Raw genomic sequence first — 25,428 nt, 5'->3', positions numbered from 1 at the left:
GGAACTATGGACACCACAGACACGGCGACCCCGCCGACCGCGCCCCCGGCACGGGCCTGGAGCGAGTTCCACCAGGCCGAGCCGCAGTTCGCCGCCCTCGCCGAGGCCCGCTTCCAGAAGTACAAGCACCAGGTCCTCGGCACCCTGCGCAAGGACGGCTCGCCCCGGGTGACCGGCCTGGAGGTGGAGTTCCGGGACGGTGAGCTGCTGCTCGGCATGATGCCCGGCTCGATGAAGGCCCTCGACCTGTTGCGCGACCCGCGCTTCTCGCTCCAGGCCAACCCGGGCCCGGACGCCGAGATGGCCGACGGTGACGTACGGGTCAGCGGGCGCGCGGTGCGGGTCACCGACCCGGCCGCGCTGGCGTCCTACATCGAGCAGACGACCCCGCCCGAACCGTTCCTCCTCTTCCGTGTCGAGCCGACCGAGGTCGTGTACACCGGCGTCGAGAACGAGGAGATCGTCGTACGCGTCTGGCGTCCCGGCACCGCGCTGCGCACCCTCAGGCGCGGCAGCGGCGAGGGGTCGGTGCGCGAGGACGCCTGAACCCGCGGGTCGAGCCGGCAGCACCGGTACCGCCAAGGGGCGCGGGGAACTGCGCGACCAGCCACGCACGGTCCGCAGCCGAATCGAATCCCCCGGAGGATCTCGGGAAGGGGCGGGGTGGGGATTCCCCCCCTCAGCCCGCCAGCACCCGCGCCCGGCATTCCCCGGGCGACCCCCACGCGTCCCGGAGCGGCCGGGCCTTGCGCAGCCACAGCGACAGGTCGAGCTCCTGGGTGTAGCCGACCGCGCCGTGCAGTTGCAGCGCGGTGCGGGCGGCGCCGTACGCGGCCTCCCCGGCCGTCACCTTCGCCGCGGCCACCTCGCCCGGCGCGAGCGACAGCGCGGCCCCGTACAGCAGCGGCCGCGCGAACTCGATCGCGATCAGGATGTCCGCGAGCCGGTGCTTGACCGCCTGGAACGAACCGATCGGCGCCCCGAACTGGGTGCGCTGCTTGACGTACGCCACCGTCCGGGCAAGCAGCGCCTCGGCGACTCCGAGACACTGCCCGGCCGCCGCGAGCCGCGCCCACCCGGTGGCGTAGGCGACGGCATCCTCCAACTGGGGCCCCGTGTACAGCAGTTCACCGCCCGGCAGGGGCCGTGCGAGCCGCCTGGCCGGGTCGGCCGACGGCTGGACGGGGCCGTGCCCCGGGGCGAGCCGCAGCTCCTGGTCCGCGACGGTGAGCACCACGTCCGCCGCGTCCGCGTCGAGTGCGTACGGGCCACCGCCCGGCCACAGCACGCTCGCCAGGCATGCGCCCGAGGCGATACCGGGCAGCAGCCGCTTGGCGGGGCCCTCCTCGCCGAGCTCCGCGAGCCGGGCCAGCAGTGCGGCGGCGGCCACCGTCTCCACGACCGGACCCGGCAGCGCGTGCCGCCCCAACTCCACGCACGAGAGCGCGAGTTCGACCGGAAGCGCGCCCATCCCCTCGTGCTCCTCGGGCACTCCGAGCGCGAACACCCCCGCATCGGCGAGCCGCGACCAGAGGGCCCGGCCGGGCCCCGCGTCCCCCGCGGCCCAGGCCCGTATCGCCGCGGGCGTGTCGGCGGCGCTCAGCAGCGCGTCCAGGGAGCGGGCGAAGTCGAGCTGTTGCGAGGTGAGCAGAAACCTCATCGGCGCCCCTTCGGCAGGCCGAGCAGCCGCTCGGCGATGATGTCGCGCTGGATCTCGTTCGTCCCCGCGTAGATCGGACCGGCCAGCGAGAAGACATGGCCCTCGGCCCAACTCCCGTGCGCGGGCGCCTCGTCGGCCTCGTCCGACAGCTCCCCGTACGGGCCGAGCAGATCGAGCGCGCACTCGTGCAGGGCGATGTCGTACCGCGACCAGAACACCTTGTTGAGGCTCGACTCGGCGCCGATCACACCGCCCTCGGCGAAGCGGGAGGCGCCCGCGCAGGTGAAGAGCTGATAGGCGCGCGCCCCGATCACCGCGTCCGCGACCCGGTCGCGCAGTGCGGTGTCCGCCGGGTCGCCCGCCGTGCGCCACAGCTCCACGAGCCGCGTGGCCGAGGCCAGGAAGCGGCCGGGGGAGCGCAGCATCAGACCGCGCTCGTTGCCGGTCGTCGACATGGCGATCCGCCAGCCCGCGCCGGCCTCGCCGATCACGTCCTCGTCCGGCACGAAGACGTTGTCCAGGAAGAGTTCGGCGAAGGCGGGCTTGCCGTCGAGGCGGCCGATGGGGCGTACGCCCACCCCCGGGGCGCGCAGGTCGAACATCAGATAGGTCAGGCCCTGGTGGGGCCTGGCGGCCTCGGGGTCGGTGCGGAAGATGCCGAAGGCGCGGTCGGCGAACGCGGCCCGCGACGACCAGGTCTTCTGCCCCGAGAGCAGCCAACCCCCGTCCGTGCGCACGGCCTTGGAGCGCAGCGAGGCGAGGTCGGAGCCCGCCTCCGGCTCGGACCAGGCCTGCGCCCAGATCGTCGCGCCGCTCGCCATGTCCGGCAGGACGCGCGCCCGCTGCTCGGGCGTACCGTGGTCGAACAGGGTGGGCGCGAGCAGGTTGATGCCGTTCTGCGAGACGCGCCCGGGGCCGCCCGCCGCGAAGTACTCCTCCTCGAAGACCAGCCACCGGAAGATGTCGACGCCCCGGCCTCCGTACTCCTGCGGCCAGGACACCACCGACCAGCGGTCCGCGGACAGCCGCGCCTCCCACTCCCGGTGGGCCGCGAAGCCGGCTTCGGTCTCCAGAGAGGGAAGCGGCGCGGACGGCACGTGCGCGGCGAGCCAGTCGCGCGCCTCGGCCCGGAAGGCCTCCTGGTCGGGCGTGGGGTCCAGGTCCATGGGTACGGCACACCATCCTTCCCTAACAAGTGTTTGGTAGGTTAACGTGGCGCCGTGACGGACAACAAGGCTCAGGCGGCGGCCGGCGAGGCCCGGACGGCGGCCAACACGGCTCAGTACGTGCCCGGCCACGCACTGCTCGACGGCCGCACCGCCGTCGTCACCGCGGCGGCCGGCGCCGGGATCGGCGGGGCCACCGCCCGCAGGCTCCTCGAAGAGGGCGCCCGCGTCGTCATCGGCGACGCCCACGCCCGCCGCCTGAAGGAGACCGAGGAGGCGCTGGCCGCGGAGTTCGGCGCGGACCGGGTCGCCTCCGTCCCCTGCGACGTGACCGACGAACGGCAGGTCGCCGCCCTCCTCGCGCTCGCCGAACACGAACACGGCCGTCTCGACATCGTCGTCAACAACGCGGGCCTGGGCGGGACTTGCTCCCTCGTCGACATGACGGACGAGGCCTGGTCCAAGGTCCTCGACGTCACCCTGAACGGCACCTTCCGCTGCACCCGGGCCGCCCTGCGCGCCTTCAAGGACAGCGGCCGGGGCGGCGTCATCGTCAACAACGCCTCGGTCGTCGGCTGGCGCGCCCAGGCCGGCCAGGCCCACTACGCCGCAGCCAAGGCCGGCGTCATGGCGCTGACCCGGTGCGCCGCCATCGAGGCCGCCGAGTACGGCGTGCGCGTCAACGCGGTGGCGCCCAGCCTCGCCATGCACCCGCACCTGGTGAAGGTCACCTCCGCCGAACTGCTCGAAGAGCTCACCGCCCGCGAGGCGTTCGGCCGCTACGCCGAACCGTGGGAGGTCGCCAACGTCATCGTGTTCCTGGCCGGCGACTACTCCTCGTACCTCACCGGCGAGGTCGTCTCCGTCAGCAGCCAGCACGCCTAGCCGGGGACAGCACAATGGTCAGGTGCCGACGAACAAGAAGAAGACGCAGGTGACCGCCTCGCCCGAGCGGCGGCGCGAACTCCTGGCCACCGCGGCCGAGGTGTTCGCTGCCCAGGGCTACAACGCGACCACCGTGCGCCGGATCGCCGACGAGGCCGGCCTGCTCGCGGGCAGCCTCTACTACCACTTCGACTCCAAGGAGTCGATGCTCGACGAGATCCTCTCGACCTTCCTGAACGAACTCTGGGAGGGCTACGACGCCGTACTCGCCGCCGGACTCGGCCCCCGCGAGACCATCGAGGCCCTGGTCACCGAGTCCTTCCGGGAGATCGACCGGCACCGCGCCGCCGTCGCGATCTACCAGAAGGAGTCCCGGCACCTGGCCGCGCTGTCCCGCTTCGGCTATCTGACCGAATCCCAGCAGAAGTTCGAGAAGGCCTGGCTGGGAACGCTGGAGCGGGGCGTCGCGGCGGGCGCCTTCCGCACCGACCTCGACATCCGCCTGACCTACCGCTTCGTGCGCGACACGGTGTGGGTCGCCGCGTCCTGGTACCGGCCCGGCGGCGGACACAGCCCGGAGGAGATCGCCCGCCAGTACCTCTCGATGGTCCTGGACGGAATCGCCGTACGCGAATAACTCGCATACACAAATCGGGAGTTGACATGGCCGAGGCCTACATAGTCGAAGCGGTACGCACTCCGGTGGGCCGGCGTGGCGGCGGGCTCTCGGCGGTCCACCCCGCCGACCTCGGCGCCCATGTGCTGAAGGCGCTTGTCGAACGCTCCGGCGTCGACCCGGCCGCCGTCGAGGACGTCGTCTTCGGCTGCCTGGACACCGTGGGCCCCCAGGCCGGCGACATCGCCCGCACGTCCTGGCTGGCGGCGGGCCTGCCCGAAGAAGTGCCCGGCGTCACCATCGACCGCCAGTGCGGCTCGTCCCAGCAGGCCGTCCACTTCGCCGCCCAGGGCGTCCTTTCCGGTACCCAGGACCTGGTGGTGGCGGGCGGTACCCAGAACATGTCGATGATCCCGATCGCCTTCGCGTCGCGCCAGGCCGCCGAACCGCTCGGCCTGACCGACGGCCCCTACCTCGGCAGCGAGGGCTGGCGGGCCCGCTACGGCGACGCACCCGTCAACCAGTTCCACGGAGCGCAGCTCATCGCCGAGAAGTGGGGCATCACCCGCCGCGCCATGGAGGAGTTCGCCCTCCGCTCGCACCGGCGAGCCCTGCGAGCCGTCGACGAGGGCCGCTTCGCGCGCGAGTGCGTCGCGTACGGCGACGTCACCACGGACGAGGGGCCGCGCCCGGACACCACCCTGGAGAAGATGGCGGCGCTCCGTCCCGTCCTGGAGGGCGGCACCATCACCGCGGCCTGCTCCTCCCAGGTGTCCGACGGCGCGGCCGCCCTCCTCATCGCCTCCGAGCGGGCCGTCGCCGAACACGGCCTGACCCCGCGCGCCCGCGTCCACCACCTCTCGGTGCGCGGCGAGGACCCCATCCGCATGCTGTCCGCGCCCATCCCCGCCACCGCCCACGCGCTGAAGAAGACCGGGATGACGATCGACGACATCGACCTCGTCGAGATCAACGAGGCCTTCGCCCCGGTCGCGCTCGCCTGGCTCAAGGAGACCGGCGCCGACCCGGACCGCGTCAACGTCAACGGCGGCGCGATCGCACTCGGCCACCCGCTGGGCGCGACCGGCGTGAAGCTGATGACGACCCTGCTGCACGAGCTGGAGCGCACCGGCGGCCGCTACGGCCTCCAGACGATGTGCGAGGGCGGCGGCCAGGCCAACGTGACCATCATCGAACGCCTCTGACGCGACCTCCCCGTCCGTGACGTGGCCCACGGACGGGCCGCGGAGGGCCGTGCTATCGTGGTGCCTGTTGCAGTTTTGGTACCCATATACTTTATGTGCGCCTGACGGGAATGATCCTCAGGCGCATTATTTGTTTCCGGGGTTTCTCCGGATGGGCTCAATGCGGCGACGAGGAATCCGTAAATCCGCGGATTTCCGGAACTGCCCCTGTCTTAGGAGAAATGACATGGCTACTGGCACCGTGAAGTGGTTCAACTCGGAAAAGGGCTTCGGCTTCATCGAGCAGGACGGCGGCGGCCCCGACGTCTTCGCCCACTACTCCAACATCGCCTCCTCCGGCTTCCGTGAGCTCCTTGAGGGCCAGAAGGTCTCCTTCGAGGTCACCCAGGGCCAGAAGGGCCTCCAGGCGGAGAACATCGTTCCCGCCTAATCGCCGACGAGGCGTATTTTGCAGCCGCTGATTCAGCGGCTCGCGAATTTCGCAGCCGGGGCCCGCACCCTCAGGTGCGGGTCCCGGCTTGTGCTGTCTTGTCCCAGGAAGGCAAATTCCGTATGACGCGCATGACCAGCAAGCGCCCCGGTGCCGGTTCCGGTGCCGGTACCGGCTCCCGTTCCGGTTCCGGTTCCAGTTCCGGTGCCCGCAGGAGCTCCGGCCGCCCCGCCGCCAAGTCCGCGAAGCCCGCCAAGGGCCGCACCATGGCGCCGCAGGGCGAGTTCCAACTCCCGGAGACCCTCACCCCCGCGCTGCCGGCCGTCGAGGCCTTCGCCGACCTGGACATGCCCGCGGCGCTGCTCAAGACGCTCGACGCGCAGGGCGTGACCGAGCCGTTCCCGATCCAGGGCGCCACCCTGCCGAACTCGCTCGCGGGCCGCGACATCCTCGGCCGCGGCCGCACCGGCTCCGGCAAGACCCTCGCCTTCGGCCTCGCCCTGCTCGCCCGCACCGCGGGCCGGCGCGCCGAGCCCAGGGCGCCGCTCGCCATGGTCCTCGTACCGACGCGCGAGCTCGCCCAGCAGGTCACCGACGCGCTCACGCCGTACGCCACGGCCGTGAACCTGCGCCTGACCACCGTCGTCGGCGGCCTCTCCATCACCAAGCAGGCCAACGCGCTGCGCCGCGGCGCCGAGGTCATGGTCGCCACCCCGGGCCGGCTCAAGGACCTCATAGAGCGGGGTGACTGCTCGCTGGAGAACGTGGGCATCACCGTCCTCGACGAGGCCGACCAGATGGCCGACATGGGCTTCATGCCGCAGGTCGTGGCGCTGCTCAAGCAGGTCGAGCCGGACGGTCAGCGGATGCTGTTCTCGGCGACCCTGGACGCCAACATCGACCGCCTGGTCCGGATGTTCCTCACCGACCCGGTGGTGCACTCCGTCGACCCGTCGGCGGGCGCGGTCACCACGATGGAACACCACGTCCTGTACGTCATGGACGAGACCGACAAGAAGGCCGTCACCACGCGGATCGCGGCCCGCGACGGCCGGGTGATCATGTTCCTGGACACCAAGCGCTCGGTGGACCGGCTGGTCAAGCGGCTCCTGGCGAGCGGGGTCCGGGCGGCCGGTCTGCACGGTGGACGCTCCCAGCCGCAGCGCAACCGCACGCTGGACCAGTTCAAGAACGGTCAGGTCACCGCGCTGGTCGCGACGAACGTGGCGGCGCGCGGCATCCACGTCGACGACCTCGACCTCGTCGTGAACGTCGACCCGCCGACCGACCACAAGGACTACCTCCACCGCGGTGGGCGCACCGCCCGCGCGGGCGAGTCGGGCAGCGTCGTCACGCTGGTCCTGCCGGACGAGAAGCGCGAGATGACCAAGCTCATGTCGTTCGCGGGGATCAGGCCGCGCACGGCCGAGATCAAGTCGAGCTCCGAGGAGCTCGTCCGGGTCACGGGCGCGCGCGAGCCGTCCGGCGTGCCGGTCGTCATCGAGGTCCCGGCCCAGCCGGAGCCGAAGAAGGCCACCGGTGGCCGCAGCCGGGGCGCGCGCGGCGGCCGCGCCCAGGGCTCGTCGGGCCGCGCCCAGGGCTCGGCTCAGGGCGGTGCCGCCTCCCGCGGCCAGGGCGGGCGGGGTCAGGGTGCGGCTTCCCGTACGCAGGGGGGTGCCGCTTCCCGTGCGCAGGGCGGCTCGGCCTCCCGTACCCAGGGCGGCGCGGCCTCTCGCACCCAGGGCGGCTCGGCCTCCCGCACCCAGGGTGGCGGCGCACCCCGCACCCAGGGCGGGTCGGCGGCTCGCTCCGCGGGCGGTCGTGGGCGCGGACAGAGCGGCGCGGGCCGGGGCCGGGCCGGAGCCTGATCCCCTTGGGCAGCCGCAAGCCCCGCCCCTTCGGAACGTGAATGGGCGGGGCTTGTTCGCGGCGGCCTGGAGGAGAGCGTGCCGCTCCGGGCTAGGCCACCAGCCGGGCCCGCAGCCCTGCCAGGTCGCGGAGCGACAGGCCCAGCCCCCGGGTCAGGTAGCCGTACAAGTCACCGTACTGAGAGCCCAGTTGGGACAGAGCCGCGTCAAGGTAGTCGACCCGTACCTCCTGGAGCGGGATGAGCAGATCCGGGTTCTGCATCACCCCGGACTGCTTCAGGTTCACCCGCAGCGCCGCGTCTGCCGCCGCCCGGAAGGTGTTGGACGCCAGGTAGTCCCCCCGCGCCGTCGCCTCCGGTACGCCCACCGCGCGCAGCAGTACGTAACTCAGCCACCCCGTACGGTCCTTGCCCGATGTGCAGTGGAAGAGCAGCGGGCCGGGGGCGGCGGCCAGGTCCTTCAGGGTCGCCCCGAACTGAGTGCGGGCGGCGGGGTCGGTGACGAAGGCGCCGTACACCGTGCGCATCAGTGCCTCCGCCTTGCCGTGGCCCAGCATCGCGTCCTGCGTCGCCGGATCCCGCGACCCGATCGCGGTCAGCATCTGCGCGTACAGACCGCTGTCGGTGACCGGTCGCGAGGTCGGGGTGAGCCCGGACGGCAGCCGGTCGGGGCCGTCGTACTGAAGCTCGAACGGCGTCCGGAAGTCGACCACTTCGCGCAGGCCGAGTCGGCCCAGGGTGGCGACGTCCGTGTCCGTCGTCTTGTTCAGCGCGTCCGCCCGGTAGGCGACCCCGTACCGGACCCGCGCGCCGTCGTACGTCCCGTAGCCGCCCAGGTCGCGGACGTTCACCGCGCCCTGGAGCACGACCTGGTGGATCGGTGCGGCGGTGCGGTGCTGCGCGGCGGCTGCTGCCGCCGGCGCGGTCGCGGGCAGCGCACCCAGCGCCAGGGCCGCGGCGACCGCGGCGACGGCCCCTCTGGCTACTCGTGTCACCGTTCGGGTGGAGCGGTTCATGGTGCCTCCTCGACTCCTCTGTGGCGTACGGCAGTTACTGCGTGCTCCGCAACGCGCCCAGCGTGCGCGCCGCCTCGTCCATCACCCGGCCGACCAGCTCCGCACAGCTCGGCAGGTCCTCGATCAGGCCGGCCACCTGGCCCGAGGCCATGACCCCGAGGTCCGTGCGGCCCTCGACCATGGACGCCCGCAGCAGCATCGGCGTGTTCGCCGCGAGCAGTGTCTGACTCCATGTCAGGTTCTTGCCGTGCTTCATCGCGAGGCCGTCCCGGACCAGTCGGGACCAGGACAGACCGGAGATCCTGCGGAATCCGGAGGCCCGCCGCACCGCCTGCACGAGGGCGCGGGTGCGGCCCGCGGCCTCCAGGGACCTGACCAGTTCCGTGCGGAGCATGCGGTGCGGCAGGCCGTCCACGGCGGTGGTCACCGTGATGTCCTTCACCGTCGCCTCCAGGTACTTCGCCTTCACCGCGTCCGGCACCGTCGAGTCGGAGGTCAGCAGGAAGCGGGTGCCCATGGCGACCCCCGCCGCGCCGAAGGCGAGCGCCGCCACCAGGCCCCGGCCGTCGTGGAAGCCGCCCGCCGCGATCACCGGGATGTCCACGGCGTCCACAACTTGGGGCAGCAGCACGGTCGTTGCCACCTCGCCGGTGTGGCCGCCGCCCTCGCCGCCCTGCACGATCACCGCGTCCGCACCCCACGCCGCGACCTTCTCGGCGTGCCGGCGGGCGCCGATGGAGGGGATCACGACGACCCCCGCGTCCTTCAGCTCGGCGATGAGTTCGCGGGAGGGGGCGAGCGCGAAGGACGCCACGCGCACGCCCTCCTCGACGATGATCCGCACCCGCTCGCGGGCGTCGGCGGCATCGGCCCGCAGATTGACCCCGAACGCCTCCCCGGTACGGGACTTGACCTCGCGGACCGCCCCCCGCAGCTCCGACGTCGTCATCGTCGCGGAGGCGAGAATGCCGAGGGCGCCCGCGTTCGCGGTGGCCGAGACCAGGCGGGGGCCCGCGACCCAGCCCATGCCGGTCTGCACGATCGGATGCCGCACGCCCACCAGCTTGGTCAGGGCCGTCTCGATACGGGGCTCCCCGGGGGCGGTGGTCACGGCCGCACCTCGCGTTCGCGCAGCCCGTCCGGGTCGATGACCTCACGGATCAGGCGGAGCTCCTCGGGCGTGGGCTCCCGGGTGTACGCCGGGCCGTCCGCCACCGCGAGCTCGAACCCCGTCGCCTCGCGGACCTCGTCCGGCGTAACCCCGGGGTGCAGGGAGGCGAGCCGCATCGAGTGGTCCGGGGTCGCGAAGTCGAAGACGCCCAGATTGCTCACCACCCGCGGGATGCGGTGGTAGCGGGTCGCGGAGGGGCCCGCGGCCGCCGCGCTGTCGTAGCCCACGCCGCTGATCATGTCGACCCTCGGCACGAACACCCGCGTCGAATGCTTCGGCACCCAGTAACTCACCGGATTGTTCAGGGTGTTGACCGGTGCGCCGCGGACCCCGAGGAGCTGGCGGGCGGGCCGCTCCCAGGCGCCGATGCAGGAGATGTTCTGGTTGCCGAACCGGTCGATCTGGCTCGCGCCCATCATCACGTGCCGCCGGCCGCCGGTCACCATCGCCAGATGCCGGCGGTAGGGCAGCCAGCCCTCGGGCCTCCCGTCCAGCCCGACGAGCATCGCCTCGCCGTCGGTGAGCAGCAGGTCGGGCGAGAAGGTGTGCCGCGCGAGCCGGGCCCCGACCGAGGGGATCAGGCCCATGGGGCTGGCCAGCACCTCCCCGTTGTCGCGCCAGGCCTCGGCGCAGGCGATCACGCAGTACTCGGCGCGGGTCACCCGCACGGCACTCGTCGCTGGAGGTGTCACTTCTGCTCCTCGTGCCAGCTCTGCACCGCCGACTGGTAGGACTTCTCGTCCGGCCCGGACAGGAAGCGTTCGGCGAACTCCGCCCAGGGGGTGCTCGCGTAGAGCTTCTGGAACGGCTCGTCGCGCCCGTAGTCGGGTACGCAGGACGTGAAGTGCGCGCCGTTCGGGCACTCCACGACGCCGGTGACCGCGTACCTGCCGACCAGGAGCGACTGCGGCACCACGCCCTCCGGGCCACCCCCGCCGTCGTCCCCGAAGGCGTCCACGATCCGCTCGCAGGAGAGGTACGCGCTGTCGGCGGCCTCGCAGAACAGGTCGTCGAAGTACGGGTCGGGGCCCAGGTACTGGCCGTTGCCGAGCCGGTCGGCGCGGTTGAGGTGGACGAGCGCCGCGTCCATGCGCAGGGCGGGCATCGCGACGAGGGTCTCGCCGTCCTCGTACGGTGAACTCACCGTCCGCAGGCCGGGGTTGACCCGCATCACGTCCGAGCCGAGGCCCGCCCGCACCGGCAGGAACGGCAGCCGGTTCGCGGCCGCGTGCAGCCCCCACATGAACATCGCCTCGTCGACCTCCATCAGCTCGAAGGCGCCCGCCTGGCGCGCGGCGCGGAAGTGCGGCTCCAGGGGGATCGAGTCGAGCGTGGCGAAGGGCGCGACCAGCTTGCGGATCCGTCCGGCGGCCGCGAGCAGGCCGACGTCCGGACCCCCGTACGAGATCACCGTCAGGTCGGTGACGGGCGAGCGGAGCAGGGCGCGTACCAGCGCCATCGGCTTGCGGCGCGAGCCCCAGCCGCCGATGCCGAGCGTCATGCCGCTGCTCAGCCGGGCGACGACGTCCTCCGGCGTCATGGTCTTGTCCGTCACGAAGAGGCCTCCTCGGTGGCCGCCGCTGTCGTCGTTGGGTGTGCGCCGGATGTCCCGGGCGGCCCGCTCGGGCCGGGGGCGCCGGACGGGCCGCCCGTGCCGGACCTGCCGCCCGTGCCGAACGTGTCGCGGACGCGGTCCGCCACGCCGCTGAGGCCCGCCTCGAAGGTGAAGCCCTGCTCGAAGCGGTAGCTGCGGCGTACGTCCACCGGGTCGATGCCGTTGATGGCGGCCTTCGCGAGGCGGATCAGGGTGCCGTCCTTGCGGGCGATCTCGGCCGCCAACTCCATTGCTTCGACGGCCAGTTGCTCGCGCGGCACGACCTTCCACACCGAGCCGTGGGCGTGCAGCTCCCGGGCCGTGACGGTCCGCGAGGTGTAGTAGAGCGCGCGCATCAGATGCTGGGGGACCAGGCGTGCGAGGTGGGTGGCGGCGCCGAGCGCGCCCCGGTCCAGTTCGGGCAGGCCGAAGACGGCGTCCTCGCTCGCCACGATCGCGTCCGCGTTGCCGACCAGGCCGATGCCGCCGCCGAGGCAGAACCCGCCGACCGCCGCGACGACCGGCACCTCGCACTCGTACACCGCGGCGAACGCCTCGTAGCAGCCCCGGTTCGCGCCGATGAGGGCGGTGTGGCCGGGGTCGCGCTGCATCTCCTTGATGTCCACCCCGGCGTTGAAGCCGCGGCCCTCGGCGGCGAGCACCACGCACCGGTTGCCGGGGTCGCGCCCCGCGGCGCGGATCGCGTCGGCGAGGTCGTACCAGCCCTGGACCGGCAGGGCGTTGACGGGTGGGAAGTCGACCGTGACGAGGCACATGCCCTTCGCGGGGCTTGCGGTGGAGACACCCATGGGCGGATCAGCTACCTTTCCACCAAACATTTGTTAGGTCAGGAAGGTAGCAGCGGATGGAGCTGGCCGGGAAGGCAGTCGTCGTCACCGGTGGCACCCGGGGCGTGGGCGCGGGGATCGCGAGGGCCTTCCTCGCGGCGGGCGCCGACGTCGTGGTGTGCGCCCGCAGACCGCCCGACGAACCGGTCGAACGGGGCGGCCGGCAGGCCGAGTTCCGCCCGCTCGACCTGCGCGAGGGCGCCGCCGTACGGGACTTCTTCGCCGGTGTCGCGGCGGACCACGGACGTCTGGACGTCCTGGTCAACAACGCGGGCGGCACGCCCTACCGGCTGCTCGACGAGGGCGAGGCCGAGCGGCACGCACGGGTCGTCGAGCTGAATCTGGTGGCCCCGCTCACGGCGTCCCTGGCCGCCCGGCCGTTCCTGCGGGCCGCACGCGGCTCGGTCGTGATGATCGGCAGCGTCAGCGGGGGGCGTCCCTCGCCGGGGACGGCCGCCTACGGCGCCGCGAAGGCGGGCCTGGAGGGCCTCGCCCGCTCGATGGCGGTCGAGTGGGCGCCCGAGGTGCGCGTCAACACGCTGGTGCTCGGCATGGTCCGCACCGAACTGAGCGCGCTGCACTACGGCGACGCGGAAGGCCTCGCACGGGTCGGCGCGACCGTGCCGCTCGGCCGGCTCGCCGAGCCCGAGGAGGTCGGCGCGGCTGCCGTCTTCCTCGCGTCGCCGGGGGCGGCCTACATCAGCGGCGCCTGTCTGCTCGTCCACGGCGGCGGCGAACGCCCCGCCTTCCTGGACGCGGCCACCGTCAACCGAAGTGATCAACGAGCCTGAGGAGAACCGGAGATGAGCGGGTTGTGCGAGGGACGGGTCGTGGTCGTGACGGGCGCGGGGCGGGGCCTCGGCCGGGCACACGCGCTGGCGTTCGCGGAGCAGGGCGCGCGGGTCGTCGTCAACGACCTGGGGGTGGCCCTGGACGGCGCGGGCAGCAGTGGCGGGCCCGCGCAGGCGGTGGTGGACGAGATCCGCGCGGCGGGCGGCGAGGCGGTGGCGCACGGGGGAGACATCGCCACGACCGAGGGCGCCGCCTCGCTGGTCCGCGCGGCGGTCGAGGAGTTCGGCGCGCTGCACACCCTGGTCAACAACGCCGGGTTCCTGCGCGACCGGACGCTGGTCAACCTCGGCGAGGACGACTGGGACGCCGTGATGCGCGTCCACCTCAAGGGCCACTTCCTGACCCTGAAGCACGCGGCCTCGTACTGGCGCGGCGAGGCGAAGGCGGGGCGCGAGATCGCGGCACGCGTGGTCAACACCAGCTCCGGAGCAGGGCTGTTGGGCTCGGTCGGGCAGGGCAACTACAGCGCCGCGAAGGCCGGGATCGTGGGGCTCACCCTGGTGGCCGCCGCCGAGATGGGCCGCTACGGCGTCCAGGTCAACGCCATCGCCCCGGCGGCCCGCACCCGGATGACCGAGGGGACCTTCGCCGAGACCATGGCCGCGCCGGCCGACCCGGACGCCTTCGATGCGATGGCTCCGGAGAACGTCTCGCCCCTCGTGGTCTGGCTGGGCTCGGCCGCGAGCGAGGGCGTCACCGGCCGGGTCTTCGAGGCGGAGGCCGGCCGCATCACCGTGATGGAGGGCTGGCGGCCCGGCCCGACCAGCGACAAGGGCTCCCGCTGGACCCCGCGCGAGGCGGGCGAGGCGGCCCTGAAACTCCTCGCGGACTCGCAGACTCCGGGGGTGGTGTACGGATCCCGGTAGGCATGGTCCCGGTAGGCATCCGCGCACGGGTCTGCCGGGTCCTGACGGGGCGTCGGACGATCTTGGGTTGCGGGTGCCTTAACCGCTCGTGGCCCCCTCGTTACGCGTCCGCCGGATCGGGTTAACAGGTGGGAAAATCAGCCGAGTTGGCGTTGACGGGCCCCGCTCTACGCGCGTCATCATGGCGGACATGACGATCCCCCCACGCTTCAAAGCCCTCGGCGGAGCCCTCGCCGTCGCCGCAGCCCTCATCGCCGGCCCCGTCGCCGGCACCGCGTCGGCCACCCCCACGGCCATCCCCACGGCCGTCACCGCCGCCGCTTCCGTGTCCGTGCAGTCCGTCGGCAGCGTCTGTTACTCCGCACTGCCCTCGCAGGCGCACGACACCCTGAACCTCATCGACCAGGGCGGCCCGTTCCCGTACTCGCAGGACGGCGTCGTCTTCCAGAACCGCGAGGGCGTACTGCCCCAGCAGAGCAGCGGCTACTACCACGAGTACACCGTGATCACGCCGGGTGCGCCGACGCGCGGCACCCGCCGGATCATCACGGGCGAGAAGTCCCAGGAGGACTACTACACCGCCGACCACTACGCCACGTTCCGGCTGGTCGACTTCGGCTGCTGACACGGCACTCGACCGCACCGAAAACCCGCGTTCCCTCCCCGGGAGCGCGGGTTTTCGGCTGTCCACCTCTCGGCCACCGGCGCGTCACCCCCGACTGCCAGGCTCGGACGCGTCCGAAGTTGTCTGTACAACTTTGCCGAGTCCGGCAGGAGACCACCCATGCGCCACCCCGTCTGGCTGCGCGACAACTGCCCCTGCACCCGATGCAGGGACCCGCGCACCGGCCAGAAGCTCTTCCAGATCACCGAGCTCCCGGCGGCCCTCGCCATCGCTGCCGAACGCCCGGTGCACACCTCCGACGGAACCCCGGCACGAGAGATCGTCTGGGCACCGGACGGGCACGTCTCGGTCTACGAACAGGCCTGGCTCGACGAACCCGCCGGGCCGGGCGGCGACGGCCGCACCGAGGACGCCAAGGACCTGTGGACCGCCGCCGAACTGCACGGCCGGCTCCCCGAGGCCGAGTGGGGCGCCTACACGGCCGACCCGCGCGTGCGGGCCCGCGCCCTGGAGCAGGTCGTCCGGCTCGGCTTCGTGCTGCTGCGCGACGTACCGCGCCGCGACCGCCAAGTCCTGGACGTGGTCCGCACGTTCGGCTACGTGCGCGAGACGAACTACGGCGAACTCTTCGAGGTCCGGGTCGCGGCCGACCCCAACAACCTCGCCTTCACCGGCGCCCGCATCACCCCGCACACCGACAACCCCTACCGCGACCCGGTGCCCACCCTCCAGCTCCTGCACTGCCTGGCCAACGACGCCCGCGGCGGCGACTCGGGGCTCGTCGACGGCTTCCGGGCCGCGGCCCTGCTGCGCGCGGAGTCACCCGCGGACTTCGCCGTGCTGACCAGCACACCCGTCCCGTTCGCGTTCGCCGACGCGCGCACCGAGCTGCGCGCCGACCGGCCGCTGATCGCCACCGACCCGCTCGGCCGGATCCGGGAGATCCGCTTCAACAACCGGTCCATCGCCACACTCTCCTACGGGCCCGAACGGCTCGACGCGTTCTACGCCGCCTACCGCCGGTTCGGCGAGATCCTGCTGCGGTCCGAGCTCCAGCTCGACTTCCGCCTCGCCCCCGGCGACTGCCTCGTCTTCGACAACACCCGCCTGCTGCACGCCCGTACGGCCTTCGAGGAGTCCGGGCAGCGCCACCTCCAGGGCAGCTACGCCGACCTCGACGGCCTCGCCTCGACGCTCGCCGTGCTGCGCCGCGAGGAGGCCGCCGCGTGAACCCGCTCGACCGGCTCGCGGACCTCTTCGACGGCGAGGGCAGCGCCGAATACCTCGGCGAGGCCGTCACCCAGGCCCAGCACATGCTCCAGGCCGGAGCGCTCGCCGAGGAGGCGGGCGCTCCCGCGCACCTGGTGGCGGCGGCCCTGCTGCACGACATCGGGCACTTCCACGGTGCCGTGACCGGACGCGACCTGATGGAGGGCGGCCACGACAACCGGCACAGCCACACCGGCGCCGACTGGCTGGCGCGGTTCTTCGGGCCCGAGGTCACCGAACCCGTACGGCTGCACGTCGCCGCCAAGCGCTATCTGTGCACCGTCGAACCCGGCTACTTCGCGCTGCTGTCCGAGGCGTCCGTGCACACCCTCCGGGTGCAGGGCGGCCCCATGTCGCCCGAGCAGGCCCGCGAGTTCGCGGCGCACCCGGGTGCCAGGGACGCCGTCGCCGTACGGCGCTGGGACGAACAGGCCAAGGACCCGGACCGCGAGACGCCCGGCTTCGCGCACTTCCGGCCGCTGCTCGAAGGCCTCCTCAAGCCGGACCACGCGGCGGCCTGAACGGCCCGCGCCCGCCCGGCCCGGCGCCGGCTCAGTCCTCGCCGAGCCGGCGCCCGAGCGCGCTGGTCGCCGTCGAGTTGTGCACCGTGAACGCCACCGTCCCCGGCAGATAGCGGTCCTCGGACCACTCCACCGGCGTGCCCGCCGGGTCCGTGGAGCGGCGGCGCTCGCGCAGCAGCGCCTGTCCGGCCGGGCAGTTGAGCAGCCCCGCGTCGTCCCGGTCCGCGGGCACCACGTCGATGGTGTGATGGGCGTCGGTGAACAGGACGCCGTGCAGCTCCAGTTGCTCGGAGTGCGACACCGCGTCCACCGGCAGCGCGGCGACCAGCTCACCGATCCGCTCCGGGTACGTGGTGCGCTCCACCATCACCGGAGCGCCGGACAGCGTACGCACCCGGCGCACCCTGAACACCCGTGCCCCTTGCGGCACTTGGAGGTGGTGCGCCTCCTCCTCGGTGGCCCGCGCCGGGTCGACGGCCACGGTGCGCCCACCGGGCTCCTCGCCCAGTGAGCGCGCCCAGCGCGAGAACGACCTCAGCTCCGCGAAGCTCTGCAACCGGGCCGCCCCGCCGAGCACCACCCGCCGGGCGCCGCGCCGCGAGGTCACCAGGCCGTCCGCGCGCAGCGCCGCCAGCGCCTGGCGGACCGTACCCCTGGACACGCCGTATCGGCGGGCCAGTTCGTCCTCGGCGGGCAGTCGCGCGCCCGAACCGTACTCGCCCGCCGCTATGGCGGTCCGCAGATCCCCGGCCACTTTCCGGTAGAGCGGCGACTTGCTGGACACTCCGGCCCCCTCAACTGGCAATCAGTGAGCGGAGCAAGGAGAGGTCCGCCTCCTCCAGACTAGTCACCACCGTCCGTCCCCGGGCGGGCGCGATGGGCTCGACCGACGGCACCGCAAGGACCGCGCAGCCCGCCGCCTCCGCCGAGGCGACGCCCGTCGCGGTGTCCTCCACCGCCACACAGCGCGCCGGGTCCGCGCCGAGCGCCGCGGCCGCCGCCAGATACGGGTCGGGCGCCGGCTTGGTCCGCTCGGTGTCCTCGGCCCCGTACACCGCGTCGAAGCGATGGCCGTCGAGCGAGGTCGCCACCCGGCGCACGATCGCCCGCGGGGACGCCGAGACCAGTGCGGTGAGCACCCCCGACTCCCGCAGCGCGCCCAGGAGTTGGAGGGCGCCCGGCCGGGGCTCGGCGCCGTCCGCGAGGCGCGCGGCGAAGTCCGCGCCCAGCTCGTCGGCCAGGTGCTCGCGCGAGGCGCCGAGGAAGGAGTGCAGCAGTTCGGCGGTGTCCTCCACCGAGCGCCCGTACACCGACCGGCGCCGCTCGCCGGCCAGGGTGTGTCCGTGGCGGGCCGCGACCTGCTCGACCACCTCGACCCAGGCCTCCTCGGTGTCGACGAGGGTGCCGTCCATGTCGAACAGGACCGCGCGCAGCCCGCTCATGCCGCCTCACCCGCCGCGAGTACGGGCCGGCGCTGCGGGGTGACGGTGACGCGGGCGCCCGCGCCGAAGGAACCGGCGGCGTGCGAGGGCAGATCGGCCTTGACCTCGGTGCCGTCCGCGAGGCGCACCGAGAGGCGGGTGCTCGCGCCGTGGAAGGCGCTGCTGAGCACGGTGTCGGGTCCGCCCTCGGTCACCTCAAGGGCCTCCGGGCGCAGCAGGAACACCGTCCCGGTCGCCGGGCCGTCCACCGGCAGGCGTACGCCGAGCACCTCGGCCAGCCCGTCGGAGGCGACCGTGCCGGGGACGCGGTTCATCGTCCCGATGAAGGACGCCACGAACGCGGTCGCCGGACGGTCGTACAACTCGGCCGGGGCGGCGCACTGTTCGAGCCGTCCGCCGCGCATCACCGCGACCTTGTCGGCCATCGACAGCGCCTCCTCCTGGTCGTGGGTGACGAACACGGTCGTGATGCCGAGCTCCAGCTGGAGCCGTCGGATCTCCTCGCGCAGCTGGACGCGGACCTTGGCGTCCAGGGCCGAGAGCGGCTCGTCCAGGAGCAGCAGCCGCGGCTGGAGGGCGAGCGCGCGGGCCAGCGCGACGCGCTGCTGCTGACCGCCGGACAGCTGGTGCGGGAAGCGGCCGCCGTGCTCGGGCAGACCGACGAGTTCCAGCAACTCGGCTGCCCGCGAACGTCGTTGGGCGGCGGGAACCTTGCGCATCCGCATCCCGAACGCCACGTTGTCGGCCGCGCTCAGGTGCGGGAAGAGGCTGTAGGACTGGAACACCATGCCGGTGTCGCGCCGGTTGGCCGGCACCGGCACGATGTCCTCGCCGTCGAGCAGCACTTCACCCGCGTCCGGACGCTCGAAGCCGGCGAGGACCCGCAGCGCGGTGGTCTTGCCGCAGCCGGACGGGCCGAGCAGCGCCAGGAGTTCACCGGGCGCGGCCTCCAGGTCGAGCCCGTCGAGGGCCACGGTCGGCCCGAACGTGCGGCGCAGGCCCCGGATCGTGAGGGCGGTGCCGGTACGCGGCGGTGCGGTGGTCATCAGACGGCTTCCTTCTTACGAATCGTGCGGGTGCCGCGGAGGGCGCGGATACGGCCGGTGCGGCCGCCCCGGGTGCGGGCGAGGCCGGTCAGGACGAGCAGCAGCCCCCAGGTCAGCAGCAGGCTGAGCAGCGAAACCGCCACCGACAGCTGGGCGTTGGCCCCGGAGGCCTGCACGATCCACACCGCGAACGGCTGGAACCCGAGCAGCGAGGCCACCGTGAACTCGCCGAGCACCAGGGCGAGCGCCAGGAACGAGGCGTTGAGCAGCGCGGTGCGCAGATTGGGCAGCACGACCGTGAGCAGCGCCCGCGGCCAGGACGCCCCCAGATCGCGGGCGGCCTCCACCAGGGTGCGCACATCCACCGCCCGCAAACCCGCCTCAAGAGAGCGGTACACGAACGGCAGCGCCATCACGACGTACGCGAAGACGAGCACCAACGGGAACGACGGGTTCTGGATCGCCACGAACGTCTCGTACAGCGGCGTCGTCGCCAAATGGTCCGGCCCCCATTTGAGGACCGTGCCCAGACCCGCGACCAGCGCGACCGGCGGCACCACCAGCGGCAGCGTGCACACCACTTCGAGCACCGCCCGCAGCCGCCCCGAGCCGGAAAGACGCACCGCGAGCGCGGCCGGAAGGGTCAGGAGCAGGGCGAGCGCCACCGTGGCCAGCGCGAGGCCGAGCGATCTGAGCAGGGCCGCGGTGAACCCGTCGGCGCCGAAGATCTGCGTGTACGAGTCCAGCGTGAAGCCCTGCCCGGGCACATCCACGGTGAAGACCAGGGACGCGAGCAGCGGCACCGCGAAGTAGGCGCCGGCGATCATGAGGACCGCGCCGCGCCAGGGGCGCAGCGGATGCGTCAGGCGAGCCATCGGGCGCTCCTTCGCTGGAGGGGCAGATGGACGGCCATCACCAGGAGCGCGACGATCACCATGTCGAGGCTGAGGGCCAGCGCCACGTTCTCCTGGCCCACCAGCACGTTCCCGGACAGCGCGTCCGCGATCTGCATGGTGACCAGCGGCACCGAACTGCCCACCATCGAGGCGGCCGTGGCGTATGCGGCGAACGCGCTGCCGAACAGCAGCACGAAGCCGCCGAGCAGCGTGGGCAGCAGCACCGGGATGCCGACATGGCGCCAGTACTGCCAGGCGCTCGCCCCGCTGTTCTGGGCGGCCTCGCGCCACTGCGGGCGCAGCCCGTCCAGGGCCGGCGCCACGGTGAGCACCATCAGCGGGATGAGGAAGTACAGATAGGTCAGGGCGAGCCCCCAGAAGCTGTAGAGGCTCCAGCCGTGGTCGGCCAGGCCCAGCTTGGTGGTGAGGACGCCCGCGTTGCCGAGGGTGGCGACGAACGCGAAGGCGAGCGGCACCCCGCCGAAGTTGGCGAGCACGCCGGAGGCGGTGAGCACGGCCTCGCGCAGCGCCCTGCCGCGCGAGGTGACGACGGCCTGTGCGAGCAGCAGCCCGAGCACGGCCGCGATGGCGGCCGTGGTGGCCGCGAGCTTCACGCTGCCGAGCAGGGCGGTCCAGTAGGCGCCCTGCACGGACTGGCTCAGATTGCCGAGCCCGTACGAGCCGTCGACGGACAGCGCGCCGTTCAGCATGGCGAGCGCCGGAAGCCCGAAGGCGAGCGCGACGAAGGCGAGCAGCGGGAGCGCGGCGAGCCAGGCGCCGGGGCGCTTGCGGCCCCGGCATTCCTTCGGCCGCTCAACTGCCGCCGCTGCGGCGGGCGTTGAGGTGGTGGCGACAGTCATGATGGAGTGATCAGCCCGAGATCGCCTTGGCCCAGCCGCCGGCGAGGGCGGTCTTCGCCTTGGTGTTCTGCGCCTCGGTGGGGAAGGTGGGGGTGCCGGAGACCTGCGGGAGCTTGGCGGCGGCCGCCTTGTCGAGCGTGCCGTCCTTGTCCATGGCGGCCATGAGCGCGGGGCGGGCGTAGCCCTTCAGCCACAGGTTCTGGCCCTCGGCCGAGTACAGGTACTCCTGCCACAGGCGGGCGGACGCCGGGTGCGGGGCGTCCTTGTTGATGGCCTGGGAGTAGTACTGGGCGTAGACGCCGTCGGAGGGCACCGCGGTCTTCCAGTTCAGGCCCTTGCCCTTGAACTGGTCGGCGTAGCCGGCGTTCAGGTAGTCCCAGTCGATGCTGATCGGGGTCTCGCCCTTCTCGACCGTGGCCGGGGTGGACTCCACCGGGTTGTAGTTCCCGGCCTTCTTGAGCTTGGCGAAGAAGTCGAGGCCGGGCTGGATGTCGTCGAGCGAGCCGCCGTTGGCGAGGGAGGCCGCGTACACCCCGGCGAAGGCCGAACCGGACTTGGTGGGGTTGCCGTTGAGCGCGACCTGGCCCTTGTACTCGGGCTTGAGCAGATCGGCGAAGGTCGTCGGGCAGACCTTGACGCGGCCCGCGTCGCAGCCGATGGAGACATAGCCGCCGTAGTCGTTGAACCAGCGGCCCTGCGCGTCCTTCTGGGCCGCGGGGATCTTGTCGAAGCCGGCGACCTTGTACGGGGCGGTCAGGCCCTGCTCGCCCGCGGACTGCGCGAACGAGGCGCCGAGGTCGAGGACGTCGGGGGCGCGGTCCTGGCCCTTGCGGGTCTTGACGGCGTTGATCTCGTCCGCGCTGGCCCCGTCCGGGTTCTCGACGGACACCTTCACGCCGTACTTCTTCTGGAAGCCGTCGATGATCGCGCCGTAGTTGGCCCAGTCGCGCGGGATGGCGATCGCGTTGAGCGTGCCCTCCTTCTTCGCGGCGGCGACCAGGGCGTCCATGCCGCCCGCGTCCTGGAGGGAGGCGGCGGTCGCGAGGCTCTTGCCGTCCTTGCCGTCCTTGCCGGAGTCGGCCGCGGCGCTGGACGCCCCGGACTTGGCGCCGCAGGCGGCGAGGGCGAGCGCGGAGGCGGCCAGGGTCACGGCGAGGCCTGCGGTGCGTATACGGGGGGCGATCACGGGAGCTCCAAGTTGTACGGACAACTGTTGTACAGACAACTCCATTACGAAGGGGGTGGATGTCTGGCCGGTTAACGCCGGGCGGCCGGGGCGATGCGGTTGGCAGGCGGATCCGGTCACGCCTTGGCCGGTTCCAACCCCTGGGGCTCCGCCCCAGACCCCGTTCGCGCCTTAAGGGCGCTCGTCCTCAAACGCCGGACGGGCTGAAATGCTCCGGTGCTATCCCGCACCAGGCATTTAGGGGCGCGGGGAACTGCGCGACCAGCCACGCACGGTCCGCAGCCGACGCACTCACCCCCGGAGGGTCTCGGGAAGGGGCGGGGTGGGGGAAAGCCCGGGGGCGCGGGGAACTGCGCAAATAGCGGACCCGCACCCCGCAGGGGCCCCGCACCCCGTACCGCCCCGCACCCCGCAGGGGCCCCGCACCCCGTACCGCCCCGCACCCCGCACGGGCCCCGCACCCTGCGAAGGGCTACGTGTCGCACTCCAGGACCGTGCGGCACAGACCGCAGCGGGCCCGGACCCGGCCGCGGACCGGGACCCGGATCCGCTGGTGGCAGGTCGGGCACGGGAAGCGGACCCGCAGCCCGTCCGGGCCGGGCTCGAAGGCGTAGGGGGAGCCGGCGTCCGCCCAGGCGCCGCCGTGCTCCTGCGCGTGGCGGCGGTCCTTGGCGTAGCGCCGTCGGCCCGCCCAGCCCGCCGCGGTCAGCGGCGGCTGCTGCCCGTCCCGGCGGGCCAGCGCCGCACCCGCCGTGTACGCGGGCCAGGCCTGCGGGCTGGTGAACCAGGGAGACGGATCCTCACCGAACAGCTCCGCCCGCTTCGCCAGGACGTACCCGAACTCCTCCGGCGTGAGATACCCCAGCTTCTGGCTGGTCATCGCGTCCTCGCGGAACGCGTCGAGCAGCAGCCAGCCCGCCCCCAGATACGTCGTCACGGTGTCGGTGAGGATCTCGTTGTCCCGGGTCCCCGGGAACGACAGGTCCAGGCGGTGCAGCAGTACGTGCGTGATCTCGTGCGCGAGCGCCGCCCCGATGTCACGGCGGTGGCCGCGGAACCGGTCGTTCAGCTCGATGAAGTACTCGGGGCCCGCGGCCAGTTCGACGCTCGCCGCGTGCTGCATCTCGCGAAAGCCCACGACCATCCGGGCATCCGGCAGCCGCAGGTGCTGGACCAGCGCACGGGCCACCCGCTGAGCGCCCAGATGCAGGTCGTCGTGATCGGCGAAGGCCACATCGACGGGCAGCACGCTCGTCGCGTACCCGTGCAGCCCGTCGTAGGAGAGCCGCCGGTGCAGCGCGGTGATGGCCGCGCGCACGGTGGCCAGGTGCGGATAGCCGTGCACGACCGGGCTCGACGCGACGCCCACTCCGACACCCCCGTTCCGGACGGCCACGGAACACCCACGGAACAACCACGGACCGGATTCCACTGTAAGGGGGCCGTCCGCGCAGGGGACCGTCCGTGCGAAGGGACCGTCCGGCGCCCGACCCGGCCCGGCCGGGCGCCCCGAATTTGCGGGCCTCCGGCCGAACCTGCTCATATAGGGGCATGTCGATCACAGTGGTCATCGCGGACGACCAGGAAATGGTCCGGACCGGATTCCGCATGATCCTGGAGAGCAGGTCCGACATCGAGGTCCTCGCCGACGTCGTCGACGGGCACGCCGCCCTCGAAGCCGTCGAGCGCCTGAAGCCCGACGTGCTGCTCCTCGACATCCGGATGCCCGGCCTCGACGGCCTCGAAGTCACCCGCCGCCTGGCCGGCCGCGAGCGCCCCCGCATCGTCATCTGCACCACCTTCGACCTCGACGAATACGTCCACGCGGCCCTGCACGGCGGCGCCTCCGGATTCCTCCTCAAGGACGCCAGCCCCGAAATGCTCGTCGAAGCGGTACGCGCCGCGGCCGCCGGGGACTCCCTCGTCTCGCCCGCCATCACCGTGCGGCTGCTGAAAGAACTCGCCACCGCCCGCCCCGCCGACGGCGTACGCAAACCCACCGAGCCGCTCACCGAACGCGAACGCGATGTCGTCCGCTGCCTGGCCCGTGGCGCCACCAACGCCGAGATCGCCGCCGAGCTGTACGTCTCCCTGTCCACCGTGAAGACCCACCTCGCCAACGTCCAGGGCAAGCTCGGCGCCCGCAACCGCGTCGAGATCGCCGCCTGGGCCTGGGAGAGCGGACTGGCCACGAGCGCCGCGTGAGGCAGGCGTGAGTCCCGTACGCAGCTGGCTGCGCCGCCACCCCCGGGCCGCCGCCTGCGCCCGCCCGCTGCTCGCCGCCGTCCTCGTGGCCCTCGTCACCTACGAAGGCGTGGCGCTGGCCCGCCAGCCCACCCCGCCGCACGCCATCGTGTGGTGCGCCGGAATCGTGGTGTGCGTGTGCGCGGTGCCCTGGGCGAGGATCCCGCTGGTCCCGCGCGCCTGGGCCGCGGCCGCCGTCAGCTGGACCGCTACGGCGCTGCTCCTTGCCGACCGGCCCCAGGCCGTCTGGGGGATGGGCGAGGCGATCGCCCTGCTGGTGCTGCTCTCCTCCGTCCTGCTGTACGCACCCGCCCGCACCGCCGCCGTCCTCGGCCCGGTCCTCGGCCTCGGCTGTGCGGCCGCCCCGGTACGCGACGCCGACCCCGGCCGGTTCACCCTGCTCTTCGCGGTCCTCGCCGTGGTGGTCAGCGCGTTCTCGCTCCTGATGCGGGCCCAGTCGGGCCAGCGCATGCGCGACCTGGAGGCCGTACGGACCGCCGAGCGCATCGAACTCGCCCGGGAACTGCACGACTTGATCGCCCACCATGTCACCGGCATCGTCGTCCAGGCCCAGGCCGCCCGCTTCACCGCCCTCTCCGGCGAACGCGCCGCCGAGTCCTTCGCCCGCATCGAGGAGGCCGGCGGCGAGGCGCTCGGCGCGATGCGCCGCCTGGTGCGGGTACTGCGCGAGGGCGACCCCGAGACCGAACCGGTCGCCGGGATCGCCCAGGTCCGTGAACTCGCCGCCCGCTTCTCCCGGGCAGGCCCCCCGGCCGTCCTCTCCATCGAGACCGGCCTGGAGGAACGGCTGCCGGGCGACGCCGCCGCCCTCGCCCACCGCGTGGTGCGCGAAGCGCTGACCAACGTCCGCAAACACGCGGCCGACGCCACCGCCGTACGCATCGGCATCCGCACCACCGGGAGCGGCCTCGAAGTGCGCGTGTCCGACGACGGATCCAGCGCGGTCGCCCTCGCCGAACAGGCCCGCGGCGGCGGCTTCGGCCTCGCGGGCCTGACCGAACGCGTCACCGCGATGGGCGGCACGCTCGCCACCGGCCCCGCACCCGAGGGCGGCTGGCAGGTCATCGCCGTCCTCCCGCTCGACGACGATCCCCGCGTACGGCTCTAGGGCAGGCCCGGCGGGCCGGGGCGACCGGACCCGC

Annotated in this window: 27 protein-coding genes; 13 read left to right on the top strand and 14 right to left on the bottom strand. The window is 72.9% G+C overall.

The genetic code is table 11. The features are described 5' to 3' along the window. Window positions 1–6 precede the first annotated feature (6 nt). Entirely contained in the window at window positions 7–546 is a 540-nt protein-coding gene (locus tag CG740_RS09230) for a pyridoxamine 5'-phosphate oxidase family protein (protein ID WP_100574515.1), read from the top strand. A 133-nt stretch (window positions 547–679) separates the two neighbouring features. On the opposite strand, the gene CG740_RS09225 is transcribed toward CG740_RS09230, so the two are convergent. Further along, window positions 680–1,660: an acyl-CoA dehydrogenase family protein gene (locus tag CG740_RS09225; RefSeq protein WP_100574514.1), complete on the bottom strand. Its 981-nt coding sequence runs from the start codon at window positions 1,658–1,660 to the stop codon at window positions 680–682. Next, a complete protein-coding gene (locus tag CG740_RS09220) occupies window positions 1,657–2,826 on the bottom strand; it encodes an acyl-CoA dehydrogenase family protein (RefSeq protein ID WP_100574513.1) in 1,170 nt (389 codons plus the stop codon). Before CG740_RS09220 ends, CG740_RS09225 begins: the two co-directional genes overlap by 4 nt. 54 nt (window positions 2,827–2,880) lie before the next feature. Here CG740_RS09220 and CG740_RS09215 point away from each other — a divergent pair, with 54 nt between their 5' ends. The 5 genes from CG740_RS09215 to CG740_RS09195 all read left to right on the top strand — a co-directional run bounded on the left by CG740_RS09215 (window position 2,881) and on the right by CG740_RS09195 (window position 7,830). Beyond that, on the top strand, window positions 2,881–3,711 hold the full coding sequence (locus CG740_RS09215) for an SDR family oxidoreductase (RefSeq protein ID WP_100574512.1): 831 nt from the start codon (window positions 2,881–2,883) through the stop codon (window positions 3,709–3,711). A 22-nt stretch (window positions 3,712–3,733) separates the two neighbouring features. Further along, window positions 3,734–4,348 carry a TetR/AcrR family transcriptional regulator gene (locus CG740_RS09210; protein WP_100574511.1) on the top strand — a complete coding sequence of 205 codons (615 nt, stop codon included), beginning with the start codon at window positions 3,734–3,736 and terminating at the stop codon, window positions 4,346–4,348. Between the two features lie 26 nt (window positions 4,349–4,374). Beyond that, entirely contained in the window at window positions 4,375–5,532 is a 1,158-nt protein-coding gene (locus tag CG740_RS09205) for an acetyl-CoA C-acetyltransferase (RefSeq protein WP_100574510.1), read from the top strand. 226 nt (window positions 5,533–5,758) lie between these two features. Continuing rightward, window positions 5,759–5,962, top strand: a complete 204-nt coding sequence (locus CG740_RS09200) for a cold-shock protein (protein WP_030362889.1) — start codon at window positions 5,759–5,761, stop codon at window positions 5,960–5,962. A gap of 131 nt (window positions 5,963–6,093) precedes the next feature. Next, a complete protein-coding gene (locus CG740_RS09195; RefSeq protein ID WP_100574702.1) occupies window positions 6,094–7,830 on the top strand; it encodes a DEAD/DEAH box helicase in 1,737 nt (578 codons plus the stop codon). 91 nt (window positions 7,831–7,921) lie between these two features. On the opposite strand, the gene CG740_RS09190 is transcribed toward CG740_RS09195, so the two are convergent. The 5 genes from CG740_RS09190 to CG740_RS09170 are packed head-to-tail and all read right to left on the bottom strand — an operon-like array spanning window position 7,922 to window position 12,419. Further along, the gene (locus CG740_RS09190) at window positions 7,922–8,845 is read right to left on the bottom strand and encodes a tyrosine-protein phosphatase (protein WP_100574509.1); all 924 of its coding nucleotides are present in this window, start codon (window positions 8,843–8,845) and stop codon (window positions 7,922–7,924) included. Between the two features lie 34 nt (window positions 8,846–8,879). Next, a complete protein-coding gene (locus tag CG740_RS09185) occupies window positions 8,880–9,956 on the bottom strand; it encodes an NAD(P)H-dependent flavin oxidoreductase (protein WP_100574508.1) in 1,077 nt (358 codons plus the stop codon). Beyond that, window positions 9,953–10,708: a CoA-transferase subunit beta gene (locus tag CG740_RS09180; RefSeq protein ID WP_100574507.1), complete on the bottom strand. Its 756-nt coding sequence runs from the start codon at window positions 10,706–10,708 to the stop codon at window positions 9,953–9,955. Before CG740_RS09180 ends, CG740_RS09185 begins: the two co-directional genes overlap by 4 nt. Further along, window positions 10,705–11,571 carry a CoA transferase subunit A gene (locus tag CG740_RS09175; protein ID WP_100574506.1) on the bottom strand — a complete coding sequence of 289 codons (867 nt, stop codon included), beginning with the start codon at window positions 11,569–11,571 and terminating at the stop codon, window positions 10,705–10,707. Before CG740_RS09175 ends, CG740_RS09180 begins: the two co-directional genes overlap by 4 nt. Further along, window positions 11,568–12,419 carry an enoyl-CoA hydratase family protein gene (locus CG740_RS09170; RefSeq protein WP_100574505.1) on the bottom strand — a complete coding sequence of 284 codons (852 nt, stop codon included), beginning with the start codon at window positions 12,417–12,419 and terminating at the stop codon, window positions 11,568–11,570. Before CG740_RS09170 ends, CG740_RS09175 begins: the two co-directional genes overlap by 4 nt. Before the next feature lie 56 nt (window positions 12,420–12,475). On the opposite strand from CG740_RS09170, the gene CG740_RS09165 reads away from it, so the two are divergent. The 5 genes from CG740_RS09165 to CG740_RS40830 all read left to right on the top strand — a co-directional run bounded on the left by CG740_RS09165 (window position 12,476) and on the right by CG740_RS40830 (window position 16,591). Further along, window positions 12,476–13,249: an SDR family oxidoreductase gene (locus CG740_RS09165; protein ID WP_100574504.1), complete on the top strand. Its 774-nt coding sequence runs from the start codon at window positions 12,476–12,478 to the stop codon at window positions 13,247–13,249. 12 nt (window positions 13,250–13,261) lie between these two features. After that, window positions 13,262–14,176 carry an SDR family oxidoreductase gene (locus tag CG740_RS09160; RefSeq protein ID WP_100574503.1) on the top strand — a complete coding sequence of 305 codons (915 nt, stop codon included), beginning with the start codon at window positions 13,262–13,264 and terminating at the stop codon, window positions 14,174–14,176. Between the two features lie 190 nt (window positions 14,177–14,366). Further along, window positions 14,367–14,801 (top strand): ribonuclease domain-containing protein, encoded by a 435-nt coding sequence (locus CG740_RS09155; RefSeq protein WP_100574701.1) that lies wholly within the window; start codon window positions 14,367–14,369, stop codon window positions 14,799–14,801. A 159-nt stretch (window positions 14,802–14,960) separates the two neighbouring features. Further along, complete coding sequence (gene tmpA / locus CG740_RS09150) at window positions 14,961–16,031, top strand: 2-trimethylaminoethylphosphonate dioxygenase (RefSeq protein WP_234376157.1); 1,071 nt, start codon at window positions 14,961–14,963, stop codon at window positions 16,029–16,031. Next, window positions 16,028–16,591, top strand: coding sequence for a phosphonate degradation HD-domain oxygenase (locus CG740_RS40830; RefSeq protein ID WP_234376156.1), 564 nt, complete (start codon window positions 16,028–16,030; stop codon window positions 16,589–16,591). The genes tmpA and CG740_RS40830 overlap by 4 nt, the downstream gene beginning before the upstream one ends. Window positions 16,592–16,622: 31 nt before the next feature. Here CG740_RS40830 and CG740_RS09145 read toward each other — a convergent pair whose 3' ends face one another. The 7 genes from CG740_RS09145 to CG740_RS09115 all read right to left on the bottom strand — a co-directional run bounded on the left by CG740_RS09145 (window position 16,623) and on the right by CG740_RS09115 (window position 23,390). Beyond that, the gene (locus CG740_RS09145) at window positions 16,623–17,375 is read right to left on the bottom strand and encodes a GntR family transcriptional regulator (protein WP_100574502.1); all 753 of its coding nucleotides are present in this window, start codon (window positions 17,373–17,375) and stop codon (window positions 16,623–16,625) included. Window positions 17,376–17,385: 10 nt separating this feature from the next. Next, window positions 17,386–18,033, bottom strand: a complete 648-nt coding sequence (locus CG740_RS09140; RefSeq protein ID WP_100574501.1) for an HAD family hydrolase — start codon at window positions 18,031–18,033, stop codon at window positions 17,386–17,388. After that, window positions 18,030–19,079, bottom strand: a complete 1,050-nt coding sequence (locus CG740_RS09135; protein WP_100574500.1) for an ABC transporter ATP-binding protein — start codon at window positions 19,077–19,079, stop codon at window positions 18,030–18,032. The genes CG740_RS09140 and CG740_RS09135 overlap by 4 nt, the downstream gene beginning before the upstream one ends. Further along, window positions 19,079–19,954 carry an ABC transporter permease gene (locus tag CG740_RS09130; protein ID WP_100574499.1) on the bottom strand — a complete coding sequence of 292 codons (876 nt, stop codon included), beginning with the start codon at window positions 19,952–19,954 and terminating at the stop codon, window positions 19,079–19,081. Before CG740_RS09130 ends, CG740_RS09135 begins: the two co-directional genes overlap by 1 nt. Continuing rightward, window positions 19,942–20,835 (bottom strand): ABC transporter permease, encoded by an 894-nt coding sequence (locus CG740_RS09125; protein ID WP_100574498.1) that lies wholly within the window; start codon window positions 20,833–20,835, stop codon window positions 19,942–19,944. The genes CG740_RS09130 and CG740_RS09125 overlap by 13 nt, the downstream gene beginning before the upstream one ends. A gap of 10 nt (window positions 20,836–20,845) precedes the next feature. After that, window positions 20,846–22,066 (bottom strand): ABC transporter substrate-binding protein, encoded by a 1,221-nt coding sequence (locus tag CG740_RS09120; RefSeq protein ID WP_100574497.1) that lies wholly within the window; start codon window positions 22,064–22,066, stop codon window positions 20,846–20,848. A gap of 427 nt (window positions 22,067–22,493) precedes the next feature. Next, complete coding sequence (locus CG740_RS09115; RefSeq protein WP_100574496.1) at window positions 22,494–23,390, bottom strand: hypothetical protein; 897 nt, start codon at window positions 23,388–23,390, stop codon at window positions 22,494–22,496. A 182-nt stretch (window positions 23,391–23,572) separates the two neighbouring features. Here CG740_RS09115 and CG740_RS09110 point away from each other — a divergent pair, with 182 nt between their 5' ends. Both CG740_RS09110 and CG740_RS09105 read left to right on the top strand, forming a co-directional pair. Further along, a complete protein-coding gene (locus tag CG740_RS09110) occupies window positions 23,573–24,226 on the top strand; it encodes a response regulator (protein ID WP_100574495.1) in 654 nt (217 codons plus the stop codon). Window positions 24,227–24,233: 7 nt separating this feature from the next. Continuing rightward, window positions 24,234–25,394, top strand: a complete 1,161-nt coding sequence (locus CG740_RS09105; protein WP_100574494.1) for a sensor histidine kinase — start codon at window positions 24,234–24,236, stop codon at window positions 25,392–25,394. Window positions 25,395–25,428: the final 34 nt, after the last annotated feature.

The sequence above is a fragment of the Streptomyces sp. CB01201 genome (assembly GCF_002803085.1).
Classification (GTDB): domain Bacteria; phylum Actinomycetota; class Actinomycetes; order Streptomycetales; family Streptomycetaceae; genus Streptomyces; species Streptomyces hundungensis.
This window is presented reverse-complemented; position numbering and strand designations above follow the sequence as displayed.